Genomic DNA, 15,810 nt, shown 5'->3' on the forward strand with positions numbered 1-15,810 from the left:
GCCACCGTGCCCCACCGCCTCACCCTGCTGCCCTTATCGTTGCGACCCACGTTCGCCGACTTCAGCCTGCCCCGCCTCCACATGCCCGCCACGTTGCGCTCCCGACTGCTCCTGCTGGTGATGTCCGTGCTGCTGCCCGCGCTGGCGGGCGTCGCCTGGCTCATCTTCAGCACCTATGAAGCCGAGCGCGACGCCCACCGGCGCAACCTGCGCGACACCACGCGCGCGATGTCGCTGCTGGTGGATGTCGAGCTGGCGCGCCGGGCCAGCATCGCGCGCACGCTGGCGCAACTGCCCGAGCTGGACGGCCCGCTGCCGCCGGAGGGCGAGCGCCGGCTGGCGTTCGAGCGCCAGGCCCGACGCGCGATGCAGGGCCTGGCCGGCTGGGTTGAGCTGCGCGCGCCCGGCCGGGTGCTGCTCAGCACCCGGCTGCCCGCAGGCAGCGCCGACGAAGGGCCGGCGCCGGTCGCGCTGAGCGCGGTGCCGGCGATGCAGCAGCTCGCCATGGTCGGCGGCCCCGGCCGCGAGATGTATGCCGCCTGGCTGGAGCCGGTGCTGCGCAACGGCCAGCTGGTCTACAACGTGGCCGTCACAGTGAAGCCGGCGGAGCTGCAGCGAATCGTGCAAAGCCAGGGCGAGCCGGACTGGGTCGGCTCGGTGCTGGACAGCGCCGGCCGCGTCGTGGCGCGCCAGCCGGGCGGCGAGGCCTACGTGGGCCGCGAGATCCGCGCCGGGCTGCGCGAGCAGATGACCGGCAGCCGCGAGGGCCTGTTCGAAGCCGAGTCGCTGGAGGGTCAGCGCACGACCGGCTACTACAGCACGTCGGCGCTGGGCTGGTCGTACGTCACTGCCATGCCCACCAACGCCTTCGCCGGCCACCTGTCCAACGAGGTCGCGCGCGTCATCGTGACCGCGCTGGCGCTGCTGGTGCTGGCGATCAGCAGCGCGCTATGGGTGGCGCGCCGCATCGAGCAGCCGCTGCGCGCATTGAAGGCCGCGGCCGAGGACATGGAGGCCGGCCGCGTGCTGCCGGCGCAGGACACGGGCATGGCTGAATGCGACGAGGTGGCGGCAGCACTGGCCACTGCGAGCCGGCGCATGGCGCAGGCCCGCGGCGAACTGGAGCAGGGCATTGCACAGGCGGTGGACCGCACGCGGCAGATGGAGCAGCTCGGCGCGCAGAGTCAGCGCGTGGAGGCGCTGGGCCGCCTGACCGGCGGCGTGGCCCACGAGTTCAACAACCTGATGGGCATCATCAGCAACAGCGTGCACCTGATGCAGCGCCACCCCAGCGCGGCTGACCTGCAGACGCCGCTGGGCGCTACTCAGCGCGCCGTCGACAAGGGCAGCCAGCTGACCCAACACCTGCTGCGCTTCGCGGGCCAGCGGCCGGTGCGCGCGCAGACCGTGTCGCTGACGCTGTACCTGCCGGAAGTTCAGACGCTGATGCGCAGCGTGCTGGGACGGCGCATTGAGATCCGGCTCGACATCGCCCCTGACGTGCGGCCGGTGCACGTGGACCCAGGCGAGCTGGAGCTGGCGCTGGTCAACCTGGCGTTGAACGCCCACGACGCAATGCCGCGCGGCGGCGAGCTGCGCGTGAGCGCCCGCAACGCGAATGCCGCCGACAAGCAAGGCTTGCCGCAAATGCCACCGGGCGAGCATGTGCTGCTGACCGTGGGGGACGACGGCGTGGGGCTAGACCCGGCGCTCGTCGAGCACGCGTTCGAGCCCTTCTTCACGACCAAGCCGGTGGGCCGCGGCAGTGGCCTGGGGCTGAGCCAGGTGCACGGCTTCGCGACACAGGCGGGCGGCACCGCCACGCTGGCCAGCACGCCCGGCGTGGGCACCACGGTCTCGCTGCTGCTGCCGGTGGCGCGCGACGCCGCCCCGGTGAGCCAGGCGCCCGCCGGAGCACTGCCGTCCAGCATCGCCGACGCCACCGTGCTGCTGGTCGAGGACGACGAGTCGCTGGGCGACGTGACCGCCGCGCTGCTGGTTGGCCAGGGCGCGCGCGTGCTGCGCGCCAGCCGTGCCGAAACCGCGCTGCGGCTGCTGGACGCAGGCGCCAGCGCCGACATCGTGCTCAGCGACATCGTCATGCCAGGCGACATGGACGGCGTGGCGCTGGCGCGCCGCCTGCGCGACCTTCGCCCCGGCCTGCCGGTGGTTCTGATCAGCGGCTACAGCAACGCGGTGATGGCCGAGGGCGAGTTCGTGCTGCTGCGCAAGCCCTGCCCGCCGGCCGAGCTGCTGGCGGCGCTGCAGGTCACGCTCGCGCGCGCCCGCCGCGCGGCCGGACTGGCCTGACGCACGCGACGCGCATGCCGGGGCGGGCACGCGGCCTGCCAAGGTGAAAGGCCCGCCGGCGCGGTAAGCCGCGCGGCACCCTTCCCTCACTTCTTGAAAGGCAAGCGTCATGAGCAACGACGACATCATCGACACCCTCAACGACCTCATCGAGACCAGCAAGGATGGCGAGTACGGCTTCCGCACCTCGGCCGAATACATCGGCGACCCGGCGCTGAAGCAGAGCTTCCTCACCCGTTCGGAAGACTGCCGCCGCTCGGCCCTGGAACTGCAGGGTCTGGTGGGCCGCCTGGGCGGCAAGGCCGAGGACAGCGGCACGGCCGTGGGTGCCATGCACCGCGGCTGGGTCGCCGTGAAGGGCACGCTGGCCGGGTACACCGACAAGGCCATCCTGGAAGAGACCGAGCGCGGCGAGGACAGCGCGCTGGCCTCCTACCGCAAGGCGCTGGACGAGCCGCTGCCTCCGGAAGTGCGCAGCGTCGTGGAGCGCCAGTACGAAGGCGTGAAGCGCAACCACCTGCAGATCCGTACGCTGCGGGACGCTGCGCGCGCCGCTGCGAGCTGATCTGGCTTGGGGGCCGACGCCGGGCCGCCGCAAAAGTCGGCCTGCGTTGGGCGATGTGCAGGCGGCTCAATGCCGCATGCATCGCCGTCCCCTCGGGGGCTGAGGCCGGACACGACGAGTCCAGTCGATTCGTCGTGCCTGCCGAAGAGCGGCGGCTGCGTCCGCCGCGCGGTCTGCAAGACCGCTCAGGCGAGCCCGCGTTCAGCTGAGCTCGCCTGGACCAAAGGCTTCAGATCGCGCCAACACTCCCCGTGATGGGCAGCACGATGCCGGTGATGTAGCCTGAACACACCGGCGAGGCCAGAAACACGTAGGCCGGGGATAGCTCTTCGGGCTGGGCGGCGCGGCCCATGTCGGTGTCACGGCCGAAAGTGGCCACCTCGTCCGCCGGCTTGTCTGCCGGGTTCAGCGGCGTCCATACCGGACCTGGCGCCACCGCATTGACACGGATGCCGCGCTCGATCAGCTGGCTGGCCAGCGACTTGGTCAGCGCATGGATGGCGCCCTTGGTGGCCGAATAGTCCAACAGTGCGGCGCTGCCGCGCAGCCCCGTCACTGAGCCGGTATTGATGATGGCCGCGCCGCGCTGCAAGTGCGGCACTGCCGCGCGCGCCATGCGCAGGTAGCCGCCGATGTTGGTGTCCAGCGTCTGCTGGATCTGGTCATCGTCCAGGTCCAGGATGGACGGCACATGCTGCTGGAATGCGGCGTTGTTGACCAACACGTCCAGGCGCCCGAAGCGGGCGATGACCTGGGCCACCGCGCTGTCGCACCAGGCCGCGTTGCGCACATCGCCGCACAGCAGCAGGCACTGCCGGCCCTCGGCCTCGACCGCATTGCAGGTCTCGCGCGCATCCTCATCGGACGCGTGGTACGCCACCGCCACGTCCGCCCCCTCGCGCGCAAACAACACGGCCACGGCGCGGCCGATGCCCGAGTCGCCGCCGGTGACCAGTGCGACGAGATCCTTCAGCTTGCCGCTGCCCCGGTAGTCCGGCGCCATGAAGCGCGGCGCCAGCGCAAGATCGGACTCCTGCGCGTCGCCCTCCAGATGCTGCGCCGGCAGTTGCACCGGCTGTTCACGCGCGCCGGCCTGCACAGGCGGGTTCTCGATTTCGCTCATCGCTTGCTCCGTTGCATTCGTGCGGGCCGAGCGCCGGCCTGTCGTAGGAACAAAAAGTCCGCAAGGACTGTTAATGTCCGACTCCAGTTCACCATCCGGCCCCCCCAGGGCGATGTGCGTGCGGCTCGAGCCGCACGCACATCGCCATCCCTGGTCAGTCTTGCCCGCGTTCAGCAGCAAGTCCGGACGGGGGCCTCAAACCGTTCGTTCAGCTTCCTTGCCGGACGGAGTCTGCGCGTCCAGCCCGCGGTCGGGCGACTCGGCCACCTGCGGGGTGTCATCGGCATGCTCGATCAGCTCCTCGATGATGAAGCGGCCGTAGTGCTGCGCGCGCTCCGCGCCGTGGGCACGCGCGGTGTCGGCGATGGCGCGCGCCTGCTCGTCGTCGGCAGCAGCCACCACCAGCCAGTGGTAGCCGCGGCGGGCCAGCTCGCGGTGCGCGAGGATCAGGTTCATCTCCTGGCCGATGGCCGCGATGGGGCTGGCCGTCGCGATGTCAGCCTCGATCTGCGTCAGCATCTCCTGGTCGCTGTAGCGCCGCACGGCATCGTGCGCCAGGCCCAGCGTAGCCAGCGCGGTTTCGGCGCGAGACGCCGCGGCCGCATCAGGCAACGAGATGACCAGATGCCCGACGGGCTTGAAGACACCGAAGCTGCGGTTTTGATCGTTGGACATGGCTTTCTCCGGTCGAGTTGCAATACCCCAACGTGGCAAGCGAGATGCCCGCGTGTCAGCCGGCGGCAGCGCTGCGGACCACGCGATGCACCAGGTGCAGCTTGCGCACTGCCGGTGCGGACAGCACGAATGGATAGAAGTCCGCCATGCCCATCGAGCGCGACAGCTCGTTGAGCACGCCGGTCAACTCCATCCAGCTGTTGATGAGCTGCAGAAAGCCCGCCGCGTCGGGGTCGCTGGCACCATCACCGGCATCGGCTAGCACCTCGGGCCCGAAGCGTTCGTAGCTCAGCTCCACGCGCTCGCCGTCCAGGCCGAAACTGCGCGCCGTGTCCAGGGTGTCCACCAGGTGCAGGTAGTGCGCCCAGGTCTCGGCCCAGTCTTCCCACGGATGACAGCTGGCGTAGGCGCTGACGAAGCGCTGGCCCCAGTCCGCCGGCGGCCCCTGCTCGTAGTGGCGCTGCAGCGCGGCGCTGTAGTCCTCGCGGTCATCGCCGAACAGCGCGCGGCAGGGCTCCAGCCATTGCGCCGACGGCAGCACCAGCAGCTGCCAGTAATAGTGGCCGCACTCATGGCGCAGGTGACCCAGCAGCGTGCGGTAAGGCTCATGCAGGTCGCTGCGGCGCTTCTCGCGGTTGGCGTCGTCGGCCTCGGACGCATCGAGCATGATGACGCCATTGGCGTGACCGGTGATGACGGCCGGCCCCTCGGGCGGTGCCAGCAGCAGGTCGAATGCCAGGCCAAGCTCGGGGTCTTCGGCGCGCGAACGCACCGGCAGCTTCAGCCCAAGCAGCGTCGACACGAGCCGGCGCTTGGCCTGCTCGATGCGGTTCCACCACACGCTGGCCTCGGGCCGCGTCAGGTCGGGCACCGTGCGCGTGAGCCGGCAGCAGCGGCACAGCGTCTCGCCGGCCGCCACCTCGCCTGCGTCCAGCAGCCAGTTGCAGGCGGCGGCGCTGTTGAGGTTGGCACAGCGCTGGTAGCGCGCAGAGCCGCGCACGGGCGCGCCGGCCTGCCGCCAGCGCCCGCCGCGCAGCGGCTCCAGCGCGAGCAGCGTGCCGCGCAGCGGGGCATAGCCCAGCGCGCGCTTGCAGGCCAGGCACTGGCTGTTGCGGAAGAAAACGGGGCGTCCGCAGGCACAGCTGAAGGCGCGCGCCGTCGTGGGCGACGGCAGCAGGTTCACGGGAGAAGGCAGCAGGTTCACGGGAGAAGGCAGCAGGGGCATCATTTCAGTCATTCTCAGGCGGCCAAAGCCAGCGCCGGCACCGCGCGGCTCGCGCTGGCCAGCTGTATCAGCTGCTGCTCGAAGCGCCGCAACACGGGGGGCCAACCTGCCTGCAACGTGGCCTCGCGCGCCTGCCGGCGCATCGCGCCACCAGGTGCCGAAGCCTCCAGCGCGCGCGTGGCGGCGTCCAGGAAGGCGTCGGCGGCCGCCAGCCCGAGACTCGGCGGCGTCAGGCAGCCGCTGACGCCGTCGCGCACATGTCGTGCGGCCGCACCGGTGTCGAAAGCCGCGACGGCCAAGCCGCTGGCCAGCGCCTCCAGCGTCACGTTGCCGAACACGTCGGTGAGGCTGGGGTAGAGGAACACGTCCGCGCTGGCGTAGTGGCGGGCCAGCGCCGCGCCGGTCTGCATGCCGACGAAGCGCACTGACGGGTGCTGGCGCTGCAGCCGCTCGCGCATCGGGCCATCGCCCACCACCACCATGCGCAGGCCGGGGCGGCGCGCGCTGAGGCGCTCGAACGTGTGCAACGCAAGGCCCACATTCTTCTCGGCCGCGAGGCGGCCGACGTACAGCATCACGCGGTGCTCGGTCCCGGCACGCCAGTCCTCGCGCAGCGGCGCGTCGCGCCGCGTCGGCGAGAACAGTTGTGCGTCTACGCCCTGGCCCAGCACCTGCAGCCGCTCGAAGCCCTGCGCAGTCAGCAGGCCGGCCAGCTCGGCGGTGGGCACGAAGTTCAAGTCGGCCAGCGCGTGCACGCGCTTCAAGTGGCCCAGCACGACGGGCGCCAGCCAGCCCAGGCCGTAATGACTGCAGTAGCTGTGGAAGTTGGTGCGGAAATCGGCACTGGCCGGCACGCCCGCAGCACGCGCTGCGCTCAGCGCGGCCCAGCCCAGCGGGCCAGGGGTGGCCACGTGCACCAGATCAGGCAGGCCGCCGTGCTCGCGCCACAGCGCGCGCAGCACGCCGGGCGTGGCCAGGCCGACACGCAGGCCCGGGTACAGCGGCAGCGGCGCGCCGCCGCAGCGCCACTCGTCGGCATCGCGACGGGACGCCTCGCCGGGGCGGCGCGGGTGGATCAGCTGCACCGCATGGCCCGCGCCGCGCAGATGCGCCAGCGCGCGTTCGGCGGTCAGCGCAACGCCGTTGATCTCGGGCGGAAAGGTATCGGTGACGTAGGCGATGCGCACGGTGGCGTCCTCGATGCGGATGGGCAATCCGACTTAACAGCAAAGCCTGTGCCTGCCCCTGCGCTTCAAGCGCCGGCCATGGCGCTGCGTGAACGCAGCAGGCCCATCAGCTGGCGTTCGGCCCCATTCAACCCTGCATGCGCGGCCGGGGCGCGCGCCCACGGCGATGCGCTCAGCGCGGCGCGGGCGGCCTCATCACTCAGCGCGTCGCCAGTGGCCAGCACGCGCGGGTGGATGTAAGCCTTGCGGCAAACGGCGGCGGTGTTGCCCAGCTTGCGCGCCACCTGCTCCACCACCTGGGCCGGCCGGCACGGCTGCACGCCTTCACCGCAGGCCTGCAGCGTCAGCTGCAGTGCCAGCACGCTTCCGTGCCAGGTGCGGAAGTCCTTGGCCGTGACGCGCTCGCCGGCCGCCGCGGCCAGCCACGCGTTCACGTCCGACGAGTCCACTGCATGGCTGGTACCGTCCTCATCGACGTAGCGGAACAGCTCCTGGCCCGGCAGCTCACGGCAGCGCCGCACCACGCGCGCGACGCGGCGGTCGGTCACGCGCACGCTGTGGCGCACGCCACTCTTGCCGACGAAGGAAAGCGCCAGCGAATCTCCCTTCACGCCCGCATGGCGGTTGCGCAGCGTGGACAAGCCGAACGAACCGTTCTCGCGCGCATAGGCCGCATTGCCGATGCGCAGCCACGTTGTGTCCAGCAGCCGCACCAGCGTCGCCAGCACGCGCTCGCGCGTCGGCTCGTCGGGGCCGGACAGCGCCTGCTCCACGCGCCGGCGCAGCCGCGGCAGCGCGCGGCCGAAGCGGCGCAGGCCATCGAACTTGGTCTGGCCGCGGCCGGCCTGCCAGTCGGCGTGATAGCGGTACTGCTTGCGCCCGCGTGCATCGCGGCCGGTGGCCTGCAGGTGGCTGTCGGCGTGCGGGCTGATCCACACGTCCACCCAGGCCGGCGGAATGGCGAGCTGTCGGATGCGCGCCAGCGTCGCCTCGTCACGCACGCGGCGCCCGCGCGCGTCCACGTAACTGAAGCCGGCACGGCCGGCGCGTCGGGTCAGGCCGGCCTGCGCATCGTTGATCCAGCGCAGCACTGCGGGTGTGGGTTTGTCGGTCGCCATGCGCCTGCAATGCAAACCTCAGGCCAGCTCCGGGCGCGCCACTGGCCGAGCCGGACGGCGCCGATCTGCGCGCGACGATCTACTCGTCGTCGCGGCGCGGCGTGCTCGGCTCGGTCGCCGCGCCTTCCGCCGCGTATTCCTTCAGCCGGTTGTAGAGCGTCTTCAGGCTGATGCCCAAAGCGGCGGCCGTGCGCTCTTTGTGATGATTGAAGTGGCGCAGCGTCGCCAGCATCAGCATGCGTTCGGCCTGCGCCACGCTGGACCCGATGGGCAGCGTGATGCTGGGCACGTTGTCCAGCGGCGCAGGGGCGGGTGCCGGCGCCGGCGTGGGCGGCGCATCCATCGCGGGAGCACCGAGCGGGGCCCAGCCGGACACCTGCCCCGAGCTGCCGGGCAGCCAGGCGTCATCGATGGTGTCGCCCAGGGCCATCACGTAGGCGCGCTGCACGGCGTTGCGCAGCTCGCGTACGTTGCCAGGCCAGGGGTAGGCGGTCAGCGCCGTCAGCGCCTCGGGCGTGAAGCGGCGCACCGCGCCTTCCTGCTCGCTGATCGCGGCCAGGAAGTGGTTGGCCAGCAAGGGCACGTCGGACGAGCGCTCGCGCAGCGGCGGCAGCTCGATGGGGAAGATGTTGAGCCGGTACAGAAGGTCTTCGCGCAGCTTGCCGGTGGCCACCGCCTGGTAGGGCGAGCGGTTGGTGGCCGCGATGATGCGCACGTCGGTTTCCTGGCTGGTGGTGGAGCCCACGCGCATGAAGCGACCGGTCTCCAGCACGCGCAGCAGCTTGACCTGCAGCTCCAGCGGCATCTCGGTGATCTCGTCCAGGAACAGCGTGCCGCCGCTGGCGCGCTCGAAGAAGCCCTGGTGCTGGCGCTCGGCGCCGGTGAAGCTGCCCTTCTCGTGGCCGAAGATCTCGCTCTCGATCAGGTTGGGGCTGATGGCGCCGCAGTTGACGGCCAGGAACGGGCGCTTGCGGCGTCGGCTGAGGTCGTGCACGGTTTGCGCGACCACCTCCTTGCCGGTGCCTGACTCGCCGGTGATGAACACCGATACGCTGGTGACAGCCACGCGCGAGATCTGCTCGTAGATGCGCTTCATCGGCGCGCTGCGGCCCCACAGGTGGCCGAAATGACCCGACTCGTCAAGGTTCGCCGTTAGGTCCTGCACCTCGGCCTGCAGCGCCGCCGGCTTCATGATGCGCGACAGCACGCCCTGCAGCTGCGTCAGGTTGACGGGCTTCACGAGGTAGTCGGCTGCGCCCAGGCGCAGCGCCTGAATGGACGTCTCGAGGTTGGCGTGGCCCGTGCACAGCACGACCTCGGAGTTGGCCACCAACTTGGGGTCGGCCAGCAGGTCCATGCCGTTGCCATCGGGCAGACGCAGGTCCAGCAGCAGGATGTCGGGTTGCTGCAGCGCGATCTGACGGCGCGCATCGCGCAGGTTGTGCGCCACGGCCACCGTGAAACGCTCGCCCGCAATCAGCGCGCGCAGCGACTCGGCTGAGTCATGGTCATCGTCCACCACCAGGGCATGCGGCATCGAACTCTCGTCCTTTTCTTGGCTTGCGGACGCCTTGCGGCGGCCAATGGTTGCCATTCTCGGCAGATTTCGGAAGATTTCAGGGGCTCGACACACCGTTAGCACCCCCACGGACCGACAAAAGGAAGGCGGCGGGCACGGCCATTGCCGTCTGTCCTACAAACCGCCGCGGCACTCGCTGCGGGCGACTTGAAAGATTTGCCGAAACTTTGCCCGGGACGGTCGTTCCGGGCGCGAGGACGGCTGCGCCACCGCATTCAACGGAGACCCTCATGAACCGACCCAACGCCCCCAGCACGCCCCCGGTACCGGGGGCGCGTCCCGACGACAACTCCGTGGCCGGCGAGGAAGATCCTGGCGCCAGCTTGGGAGAACCGCCCCGACCCGCGCAGGCGCAACCGCCGCGGCCGGCGGTGCCGACGCGGCCCACTGCTGACTGACAGCGACTTCAGCACCCGCCGCGGGCATGGTGTTTGCGTGAAGCCGTGGCGGCCGCCTTTTCCGGTCGCCCTTGCAAACCCATGAAAAAAACTCGCGTCTGGTGGCGAGCCGGCACGCTGTGGACGGTGTTGGCGCTTTGGATCCTCGGGGCCGCCGCCTGCGGCAGCCTGCTGCCCCGAGATCAGGGCGTGCAGCCGCTGCCAAGGCAGCAGACCGCCGAACGCGTGACGGTGGTGGATCGCAATGGCCCCGTCAGCGCCGCCACCGAGGCGCGCGAGCTGGCGCGGGTGAAGGCGGAAGGCAGCGGCGCGCTGATGGAACGCCACCTGGGCGTACTGGCCGCCAAGGGCGACACCCAGCTGATGCGGGGCAACACGGCCAAGCTGCTGATCGACGGCCCGCGGACCTTCGCCGCGATGAAGGCGGCCATCGCCGCGGCCAAGCACCGCCTGCTGGTGGAGTTCTACATCGTCGAGGATGAGGGCGTCGCGGCCGAAGTTGCCGACATGCTGATCCGCAAGGCCGGTGAGGGTGTGCATGTCGCCTTCCTGTACGACGCGGTCGGCTCGCTGGGCAGCGACCGCGCGTTCTTCGACCGGCTGCGCGACGGCGGGGTGGCGGTCTGCGCGTTCAACCCCATCAACCCGCTGGAGCGCCCCGGCCACTGGGGCCTGACGCACCGCAACCACCGCAAGATGCTGGCGGCGGACAGCGATGTGGCCTTCACCGGCGGCATCAACCTCAGCAACGTCTACGCTGAGGGCTCGTTCGGCAGTGGGCGCCGCGTGCGCCCGCCGTCCGACGCTGAGAAGCGCGGCTGGCGCGACACGCAGGTGGAGGTGCGCGGGCCGGTCGTGAACGCACTGGCGGCGGAGTTCCGCGAGTCCTGGTCGCGCCAGGGCTGCGAAGGCACGCTGCCGCCGGCCCCGCCGCCGCAGGTCGCCACGCCGGGCCAGCGCGTCATCAAGCTGGTGGCAGGCGACCCCGACAAGGGCGTGAACCCGACCTACACCGCGCTGCTGCGCGCCATCGATGCGTCACAGCGCAGCATCCAGCTGACGATGGCCTACTTCGCCCCGGGCGACCAGTTGATCCAGGCGCTGTGCGACGCGGCGCAGCGCGGCGTGGCCGTCTCGCTGGTGCTGCCGGGGCGCAGCGACGTGAAGCTGGTCATGCATGCAGCGCGCGCCCGCTACGCCCAGCTGATGGAAGCCGGCGTGCAGATCTACGAGATGAAGCAGTCCGTCATGCACGCCAAGACGGCCGTCATCGACGGCGTGTTCTCCAGCGTCGGCTCCAGCAACCTCGACTGGCGCAGCATCGTCGGCAACAACGAGATGGACCTCATCGTGCTGGGCGAGGACTTCGGCGAGCAGATGCAGGCCTTGTTCAAGCGCGACGTGGCGGCCTCGACTGCCATCGAGGCTGCGCAGTGGAGCCAGCGCGGCATCGGCCAGCGCTTTATGGAACGCTTTGCGCGGTGGATCGAGCCGCTGTTGTGAGCTGGGCGGGCACAGCGTTTGCCAACACCTTCGGGTCACCTTTCAACCCCCTCACCCCCGGAGGCAGCATGGCCGTTGATGATTTCACGCAGACTTCCCTCTACAACCCGACGCCGATGCCGGGCGCCCTCGCGGCGGTGCCGGACGAGCCGCAGCAGGCCCGCGAGGCCGACAAGCCCCGTCGCCCCGGCGGCAGCAAGACCGGCCGTCTGATGTGGCGCAGCCGCACGCGGGCTGCGGGCATCCGTTTCGAGTGGGCGATGCGTTCCTTCGGCCCGGTGCTGCGCGTCGTCGCCACCTGGACTGACCGCCACGGCCAGGCCCACCACACGTCGTACTCAACCGAATGCAACGGCCTGGAAGGCGCCCTGGACCGCGCCATCGCGTCGCGGATCTCATGCGGCGCGCCCATGCCCGACCGGCAAGACTTGCTGCAACGGCTGCGGCACGAGTACGAGACGTCGCCGTTCGCCAAGATGCGCCGCGCGCAGCTGCTGGCAGCCTGACACGCCGGTTGCCGGCCGGGCCGGCGACCCGTTTTCAGGACGCCAACGTTTGCAGCAGCCGCTGCGCGTGCACCGCCATCATCCGCTCCTCGTTGGCGGGGATGACCAGCGCCTCGAAGCTGCCAAGGAACTCCAGCCGGCCCAGCACGGCGTCGCGCAGTGAGCCAGCGTTCTCGCCGATGCCGGCGGTAAACACCAGTCCGTCCAGCCCGCCCAGCGAGACCGCCATCTGCGCCACCTGCTGCGCGACCTTGTGCGCGAAGTAGGTCAGCGCGAAGGCGGCGCGTGGGTCTTCGCTGGCCAGCAGCGTCTGCACGTCATTGCTGATGCCGGACAGGCCCTGCAGCCCCGAGCGCTCGTACAGCGCGTGCTCCACCTCGTCCACGTCCATGCCCAGCGCCCGGATCATGTAGGTCACCGCGCCGGCATCCAGCGCGCCGCAGCGCGTGCCCATGGGCAAGCCGTCCAGCGCGGTCATGCCCATCGTCGTGTCGACGCTGATGCCGGCCTGCAGCGCGCACAGGCTCGCCCCGTTGCCCAGGTGCGCTACGACGACGCGCCCGGCCGCCAGCGCCGGATGCTCGGCCGCCAGCCGGCATGCAATCCACTCGTACGACAGGCCGTGGAAGCCGTAGCGGCGCACGCCCCGCTCCCGCAGCCCGACTTCCAGTGCAAACGTGTGCTGCAGCTCGCCGTGGCCGGCGTGGAAAGCGGTGTCGAAGCAGGCGATGTCGGGCACGCCGGCGATGAGCCGGTCGGCCGCCGCGATGCCGGCGAGGTTGAAGGGCTGGTGCAGCGGCGCCAGCGGCGCCAGCGCCTGCAGCTGCGCCATGACCTCGGGCGTGACGAACACCGGCGCGCGGAATGCAGGGCCGCCGTGCACGACGCGGTGCATGGTGGCCACGGGCGTCCAGCCGTCGTCATGGGCGTCAATGAGCCCCAGCACGGCCTGCAGCGCGCCGTCGTGGTCGTGCCGCGCCAGCAGCTCGTCGACCGACGCGCCACCGGCGGGGAAGCGCGCCGTCAGCCGTGCCGCGCCGCCGATGCCGGCGACCTTACCGGTCGCGACGACGGCCAGCGTGTCGGCATCGAACACTTGGAACTTCAGGCTGGACGACCCGCTGTTGAGCACCAGCAGCACGCGCATCACACCACCTGCGCCTTCGAGCGCGCTGCGGCCAGCAGCACGGCCAGCGCGCACGACAGCAGCCGCGTGCGCTGGCTGTCGGCGCGGCTGGTCAGCACCACGGGCACGCGGGCGCCCAGCACGATGGCCGCGGCCTCGGCCCCGCCGAGGAAGGTCAGCTGCTTGGCCAGCATGTTGCCGGCCTCGATGTCGGGCACCAGCAGGATGTCGGCCTGCCCCGCGACTGGCGACACGATGCCCTTGTCGCGCGCCGCGTCGGCGCTGATGGCGTTGTCGAAAGCCAACGGGCCGTCGATGCGGCAGCCGACGATCTGGCCGCGGTCGGCCATCTTGCACAGCGCGGCGGCATCCAGCGTGGCCTGCATCTTGGGGTTCACGGTCTCGACCGCCGCGAGCACCGCCACATTGGGCAGCTCACCGCCGCAGCCAAACACGACGCGCCACAGATCGACTGCGTTCTGCACGATGTCGGCTTTGGCCGTGAGGTCGGGCGCGATGTTGACGGCCGCGTCCGTGATGATGAAAGGCCGCCCGTAGCTGGCCACGCTCATCACGTAGGCGTGCGAGATGCGCCGCTCGGTGCGCAGCCCGCTGCCCGGGTGAACGATGGCGCCCAGCAGTTCGTCGGAATGCAGCGAGCCCTTCATGACGATGCCCACGCGCTGCAATGCGGCCATCTGCACTGCCTGCTCGGCGGCGGCGTGACTGTGCTCGGTGGGTATCAGCTCCCAGGCGGAGATGTCCACGCCGGCCTCGGCGGCGGCGGCGGCGATGCGTTGGCGCGGGCCGACCAGCACCGGCGTGATGAGCCCTGCTTCATGCGCCTCGGCCACCGCGCGGATGACATTGGCCTGCACGGGGTGCACCACGGCGGTGGCGATGGCCGGCACGGCGCGGCAGCGGTCGAAGATGGCGTCGATGGCGGAAGTCATGTCGGGCGGGCTGTGGCGGGCGGGGTGACGGGCCAGCGTAGCGCAAGCATCGGGCTTTCCCCTGAAGCGTCGCCGGCCCCACCCGCCCTCGCCCTGGGGCTTTGCCCCATGGCGAGGGCGGATGGTACCGATACCATCAATATCCATTCGCCCACCGGCCTTCAGTCCCGCACCATGCGCCTGCCCTCACGCCCCACCCTGCTTTTTGCCGTGCTGCTGCTGGCAGGCTGCGCCACGCCTCGCCACGACCCTGCCACGCCGCACTGGCTGGCGGCGTGGGGCAGCGCCCAGCTCGCTCAGGGCGGCCCCGCGCCTGACGGCACACCCCGTGTCTGGCAGGCGCCGCTGGCGGACGTGAGCCTGCGGCAGGTGGTGCGCACGACGGTGGCCGGCGACGCCGTGCGCGTGCGCATCAGCAACCTGTTCGGCCGGCAGCCGCTGCAGCTGGGCGCCGCCAGCGTGGCGCTGGTGCAGCCCGGTGGGGAAGCCGGCACCCCGCGGCTGCACGGGGGCAGCTTGCAGACACTGCGCTTCAACGGCAGCCGCACGCTGACGCTGGCGCCCGGCGCCGAGGTGTGGAGCGACCCGCTGCCCTTGGCGGTGCCGCGTGGTGCCGAGTTGGCCGTGCAGATGCATATCGTGCAGTCGCCCGCGCAGGCGACGGTGCACCCGGGCTCGCGCATCCGCAGCTGGGCCGCACCGGGCAACCGGGTCGACGCCGCCGACTGGCCCGACGGCGCGGCCCGCGAAGGCTGGTGGCACCTGGCGGCGGTGGACGTGCAGACGCGGCGCACGCAGCCAGTGCTGGTGACGCTGGGCGACTCCATCACCGACGGCTACGGCGTGGCTCCCGGCAGCTACCAGCGCTGGACGGACCTGCTGGCCGGCCGCCTCGCCGCACAGGGCCGCGAGGCGGCCGTCGTCAACACCGGCATCGGCGGCAACCGGCTGCTGCAGGACGGCCTGGGGCCCAGCGTGCTGACGCGTTTCGAGCGGGACGCACTCGCGCGCAGCGGTGCGACGCACATCGTGCTGCTGGTGGGTGTGAACGACCTGGGGACCAGCCACCGCCAGCGCACCACGACGCCGGAGTCGCGCGCCGCGCTGCTGGCCGACATGAAGGCCGGCTTCAGCACGCTGCAGCAGCAGGCACGGGCGCGCGGCGTGTGCCTGTTCGTCGGCACGGTGATGCCCTACGGCGGCAGCGGTTACTACCAGCCGCAGCCCGAGAACGAGGCCGACCGCCAGGCGCTGAACGCGTGGATGCGCCGCGACGCAGGCTTCGACGCCCTGGTGGACTTCGATGCGCTGGCGCGCGATCCGGCGCGGCCCACTCACCTGCGCCCGGAACTGGACAACGACGGCCTGCACCCATCGATGGCGGGCTACCAGGCGATGGCGGACGCTTTCCCGGTGGCACTGCTGGACCGCCGCTGCCCGGCGCGCTGAAACGGCGACAATCGGCATAGGGGGGCCTCCATCTTAGGAGGCGCCCCTGCCACACCACCCGGCATGCGGGTCCGCGCCGGGCGGTTCGAGAGT

14 protein-coding genes are annotated in these 15,810 nt (G+C 71.1%); 6 read left to right on the forward strand and 8 right to left on the reverse strand.

Annotated elements, in window-relative coordinates:
- The first annotated feature begins 6 nt into the window (after positions 1-6).
- Together ACG02S_RS21410 and ACG02S_RS21415 are read left to right on the forward strand one after the other, a co-directional pair.
- Positions 7-2,310 carry an ATP-binding protein gene (locus ACG02S_RS21410; protein WP_394472519.1) on the forward strand — a complete coding sequence of 768 codons (2,304 nt, stop codon included), beginning with the start codon at positions 7-9 and terminating at the stop codon, positions 2,308-2,310.
- Between the two features lie 109 nt (positions 2,311-2,419).
- Positions 2,420-2,875: a PA2169 family four-helix-bundle protein gene (locus ACG02S_RS21415; protein WP_394472520.1), complete on the forward strand. Its 456-nt coding sequence runs from the start codon at positions 2,420-2,422 to the stop codon at positions 2,873-2,875.
- Between the two features lie 229 nt (positions 2,876-3,104).
- Here the strand turns inward: ACG02S_RS21415 and ACG02S_RS21420 are convergent, their stop codons facing one another.
- The 6 genes from ACG02S_RS21420 to ACG02S_RS21445 all read right to left on the reverse strand — a co-directional run bounded on the left by ACG02S_RS21420 (position 3,105) and on the right by ACG02S_RS21445 (position 9,740).
- Entirely contained in the window at positions 3,105-3,998 is an 894-nt protein-coding gene (locus tag ACG02S_RS21420) for an SDR family oxidoreductase (protein WP_394472521.1), read from the reverse strand.
- A 195-nt stretch (positions 3,999-4,193) separates the two neighbouring features.
- The gene (locus tag ACG02S_RS21425) at positions 4,194-4,673 is read right to left on the reverse strand and encodes a hypothetical protein (protein WP_394472522.1); all 480 of its coding nucleotides are present in this window, start codon (positions 4,671-4,673) and stop codon (positions 4,194-4,196) included.
- A gap of 55 nt (positions 4,674-4,728) precedes the next feature.
- Entirely contained in the window at positions 4,729-5,901 is a 1,173-nt protein-coding gene (locus ACG02S_RS21430) for a zinc-binding metallopeptidase family protein (protein ID WP_394472523.1), read from the reverse strand.
- A gap of 11 nt (positions 5,902-5,912) precedes the next feature.
- Positions 5,913-7,112: a glycosyltransferase family 4 protein gene (locus ACG02S_RS21435; protein ID WP_394472524.1), complete on the reverse strand. Its 1,200-nt coding sequence runs from the start codon at positions 7,110-7,112 to the stop codon at positions 5,913-5,915.
- Between the two features lie 38 nt (positions 7,113-7,150).
- Positions 7,151-8,203 carry a DNA topoisomerase IB gene (locus ACG02S_RS21440; RefSeq protein ID WP_394472525.1) on the reverse strand — a complete coding sequence of 351 codons (1,053 nt, stop codon included), beginning with the start codon at positions 8,201-8,203 and terminating at the stop codon, positions 7,151-7,153.
- Positions 8,204-8,282: 79 nt separating this feature from the next.
- A complete protein-coding gene (locus tag ACG02S_RS21445) occupies positions 8,283-9,740 on the reverse strand; it encodes a sigma-54-dependent transcriptional regulator (RefSeq protein ID WP_394472526.1) in 1,458 nt (485 codons plus the stop codon).
- A gap of 272 nt (positions 9,741-10,012) precedes the next feature.
- On the opposite strand from ACG02S_RS21445, the gene ACG02S_RS21450 reads away from it, so the two are divergent.
- The 3 genes from ACG02S_RS21450 (at position 10,013) to ACG02S_RS21460 (ending at position 12,189) form a co-directional block, all read left to right on the forward strand.
- Positions 10,013-10,180: a hypothetical protein gene (locus ACG02S_RS21450; protein WP_394472527.1), complete on the forward strand. Its 168-nt coding sequence runs from the start codon at positions 10,013-10,015 to the stop codon at positions 10,178-10,180.
- Positions 10,181-10,261: 81 nt separating this feature from the next.
- Entirely contained in the window at positions 10,262-11,683 is a 1,422-nt protein-coding gene (locus ACG02S_RS21455; protein ID WP_394472528.1) for a phospholipase D-like domain-containing protein, read from the forward strand.
- Between the two features lie 68 nt (positions 11,684-11,751).
- Positions 11,752-12,189: a hypothetical protein gene (locus ACG02S_RS21460; RefSeq protein ID WP_394472529.1), complete on the forward strand. Its 438-nt coding sequence runs from the start codon at positions 11,752-11,754 to the stop codon at positions 12,187-12,189.
- Positions 12,190-12,223: 34 nt separating this feature from the next.
- On the opposite strand, the gene ACG02S_RS21465 is transcribed toward ACG02S_RS21460, so the two are convergent.
- Both ACG02S_RS21465 and ACG02S_RS21470 read right to left on the reverse strand, forming a co-directional pair.
- Complete coding sequence (locus ACG02S_RS21465; protein ID WP_394472530.1) at positions 12,224-13,336, reverse strand: acetate/propionate family kinase; 1,113 nt, start codon at positions 13,334-13,336, stop codon at positions 12,224-12,226.
- The gene (locus tag ACG02S_RS21470) at positions 13,336-14,268 is read right to left on the reverse strand and encodes a bifunctional enoyl-CoA hydratase/phosphate acetyltransferase (RefSeq protein WP_394472531.1); all 933 of its coding nucleotides are present in this window, start codon (positions 14,266-14,268) and stop codon (positions 13,336-13,338) included. The genes ACG02S_RS21465 and ACG02S_RS21470 overlap by 1 nt, the downstream gene beginning before the upstream one ends.
- A 174-nt stretch (positions 14,269-14,442) precedes the next feature.
- Here ACG02S_RS21470 and ACG02S_RS21475 point away from each other — a divergent pair, with 174 nt between their 5' ends.
- Positions 14,443-15,717, forward strand: coding sequence for an SGNH/GDSL hydrolase family protein (locus ACG02S_RS21475; protein WP_394472532.1), 1,275 nt, complete (start codon positions 14,443-14,445; stop codon positions 15,715-15,717).
- Positions 15,718-15,810: the final 93 nt, after the last annotated feature.

It is taken from the genome of Pelomonas dachongensis, from assembly GCF_043555865.1.
GTDB classification, from domain to species: Bacteria; Pseudomonadota; Gammaproteobacteria; order Burkholderiales; family Burkholderiaceae_C; genus Pelomonas; species Pelomonas dachongensis.

Bases quoted from the DNA above. Each gene is read 5' to 3' on its own strand.
- ACG02S_RS21465 (WP_394472530.1), bottom strand. From the start codon at position 13,336: ATGCGCGTGCTGCTGGTGCTCAACAGCGGGTCGTCCAGCCTGAAGTTC.
- ACG02S_RS21430 (WP_394472523.1), bottom strand. From the start codon at position 5,901: ATGATGCCCCTGCTGCCTTCTCCCGTGAACCTGCTGCCTTCTCCCGTG.
- ACG02S_RS21445 (WP_394472526.1), bottom strand. From the start codon at position 9,740: ATGCCGCATGCCCTGGTGGTGGACGATGACCATGACTCAGCCGAGTCG.
- ACG02S_RS21425 (WP_394472522.1), bottom strand. From the start codon at position 4,673: ATGTCCAACGATCAAAACCGCAGCTTCGGTGTCTTCAAGCCCGTCGGG.
- ACG02S_RS21415 (WP_394472520.1), top strand. From the start codon at position 2,420: ATGAGCAACGACGACATCATCGACACCCTCAACGACCTCATCGAGACC.
- ACG02S_RS21450 (WP_394472527.1), top strand. From the start codon at position 10,013: ATGAACCGACCCAACGCCCCCAGCACGCCCCCGGTACCGGGGGCGCGT.
- ACG02S_RS21475 (WP_394472532.1), top strand. From the start codon at position 14,443: ATGCGCCTGCCCTCACGCCCCACCCTGCTTTTTGCCGTGCTGCTGCTG.
- ACG02S_RS21420 (WP_394472521.1), bottom strand. From the start codon at position 3,998: ATGAGCGAAATCGAGAACCCGCCTGTGCAGGCCGGCGCGCGTGAACAG.
- ACG02S_RS21440 (WP_394472525.1), bottom strand. From the start codon at position 8,203: ATGGCGACCGACAAACCCACACCCGCAGTGCTGCGCTGGATCAACGAT.
- ACG02S_RS21460 (WP_394472529.1), top strand. From the start codon at position 11,752: ATGGCCGTTGATGATTTCACGCAGACTTCCCTCTACAACCCGACGCCG.
- ACG02S_RS21455 (WP_394472528.1), top strand. From the start codon at position 10,262: ATGAAAAAAACTCGCGTCTGGTGGCGAGCCGGCACGCTGTGGACGGTG.
- ACG02S_RS21470 (WP_394472531.1), bottom strand. From the start codon at position 14,268: ATGACTTCCGCCATCGACGCCATCTTCGACCGCTGCCGCGCCGTGCCG.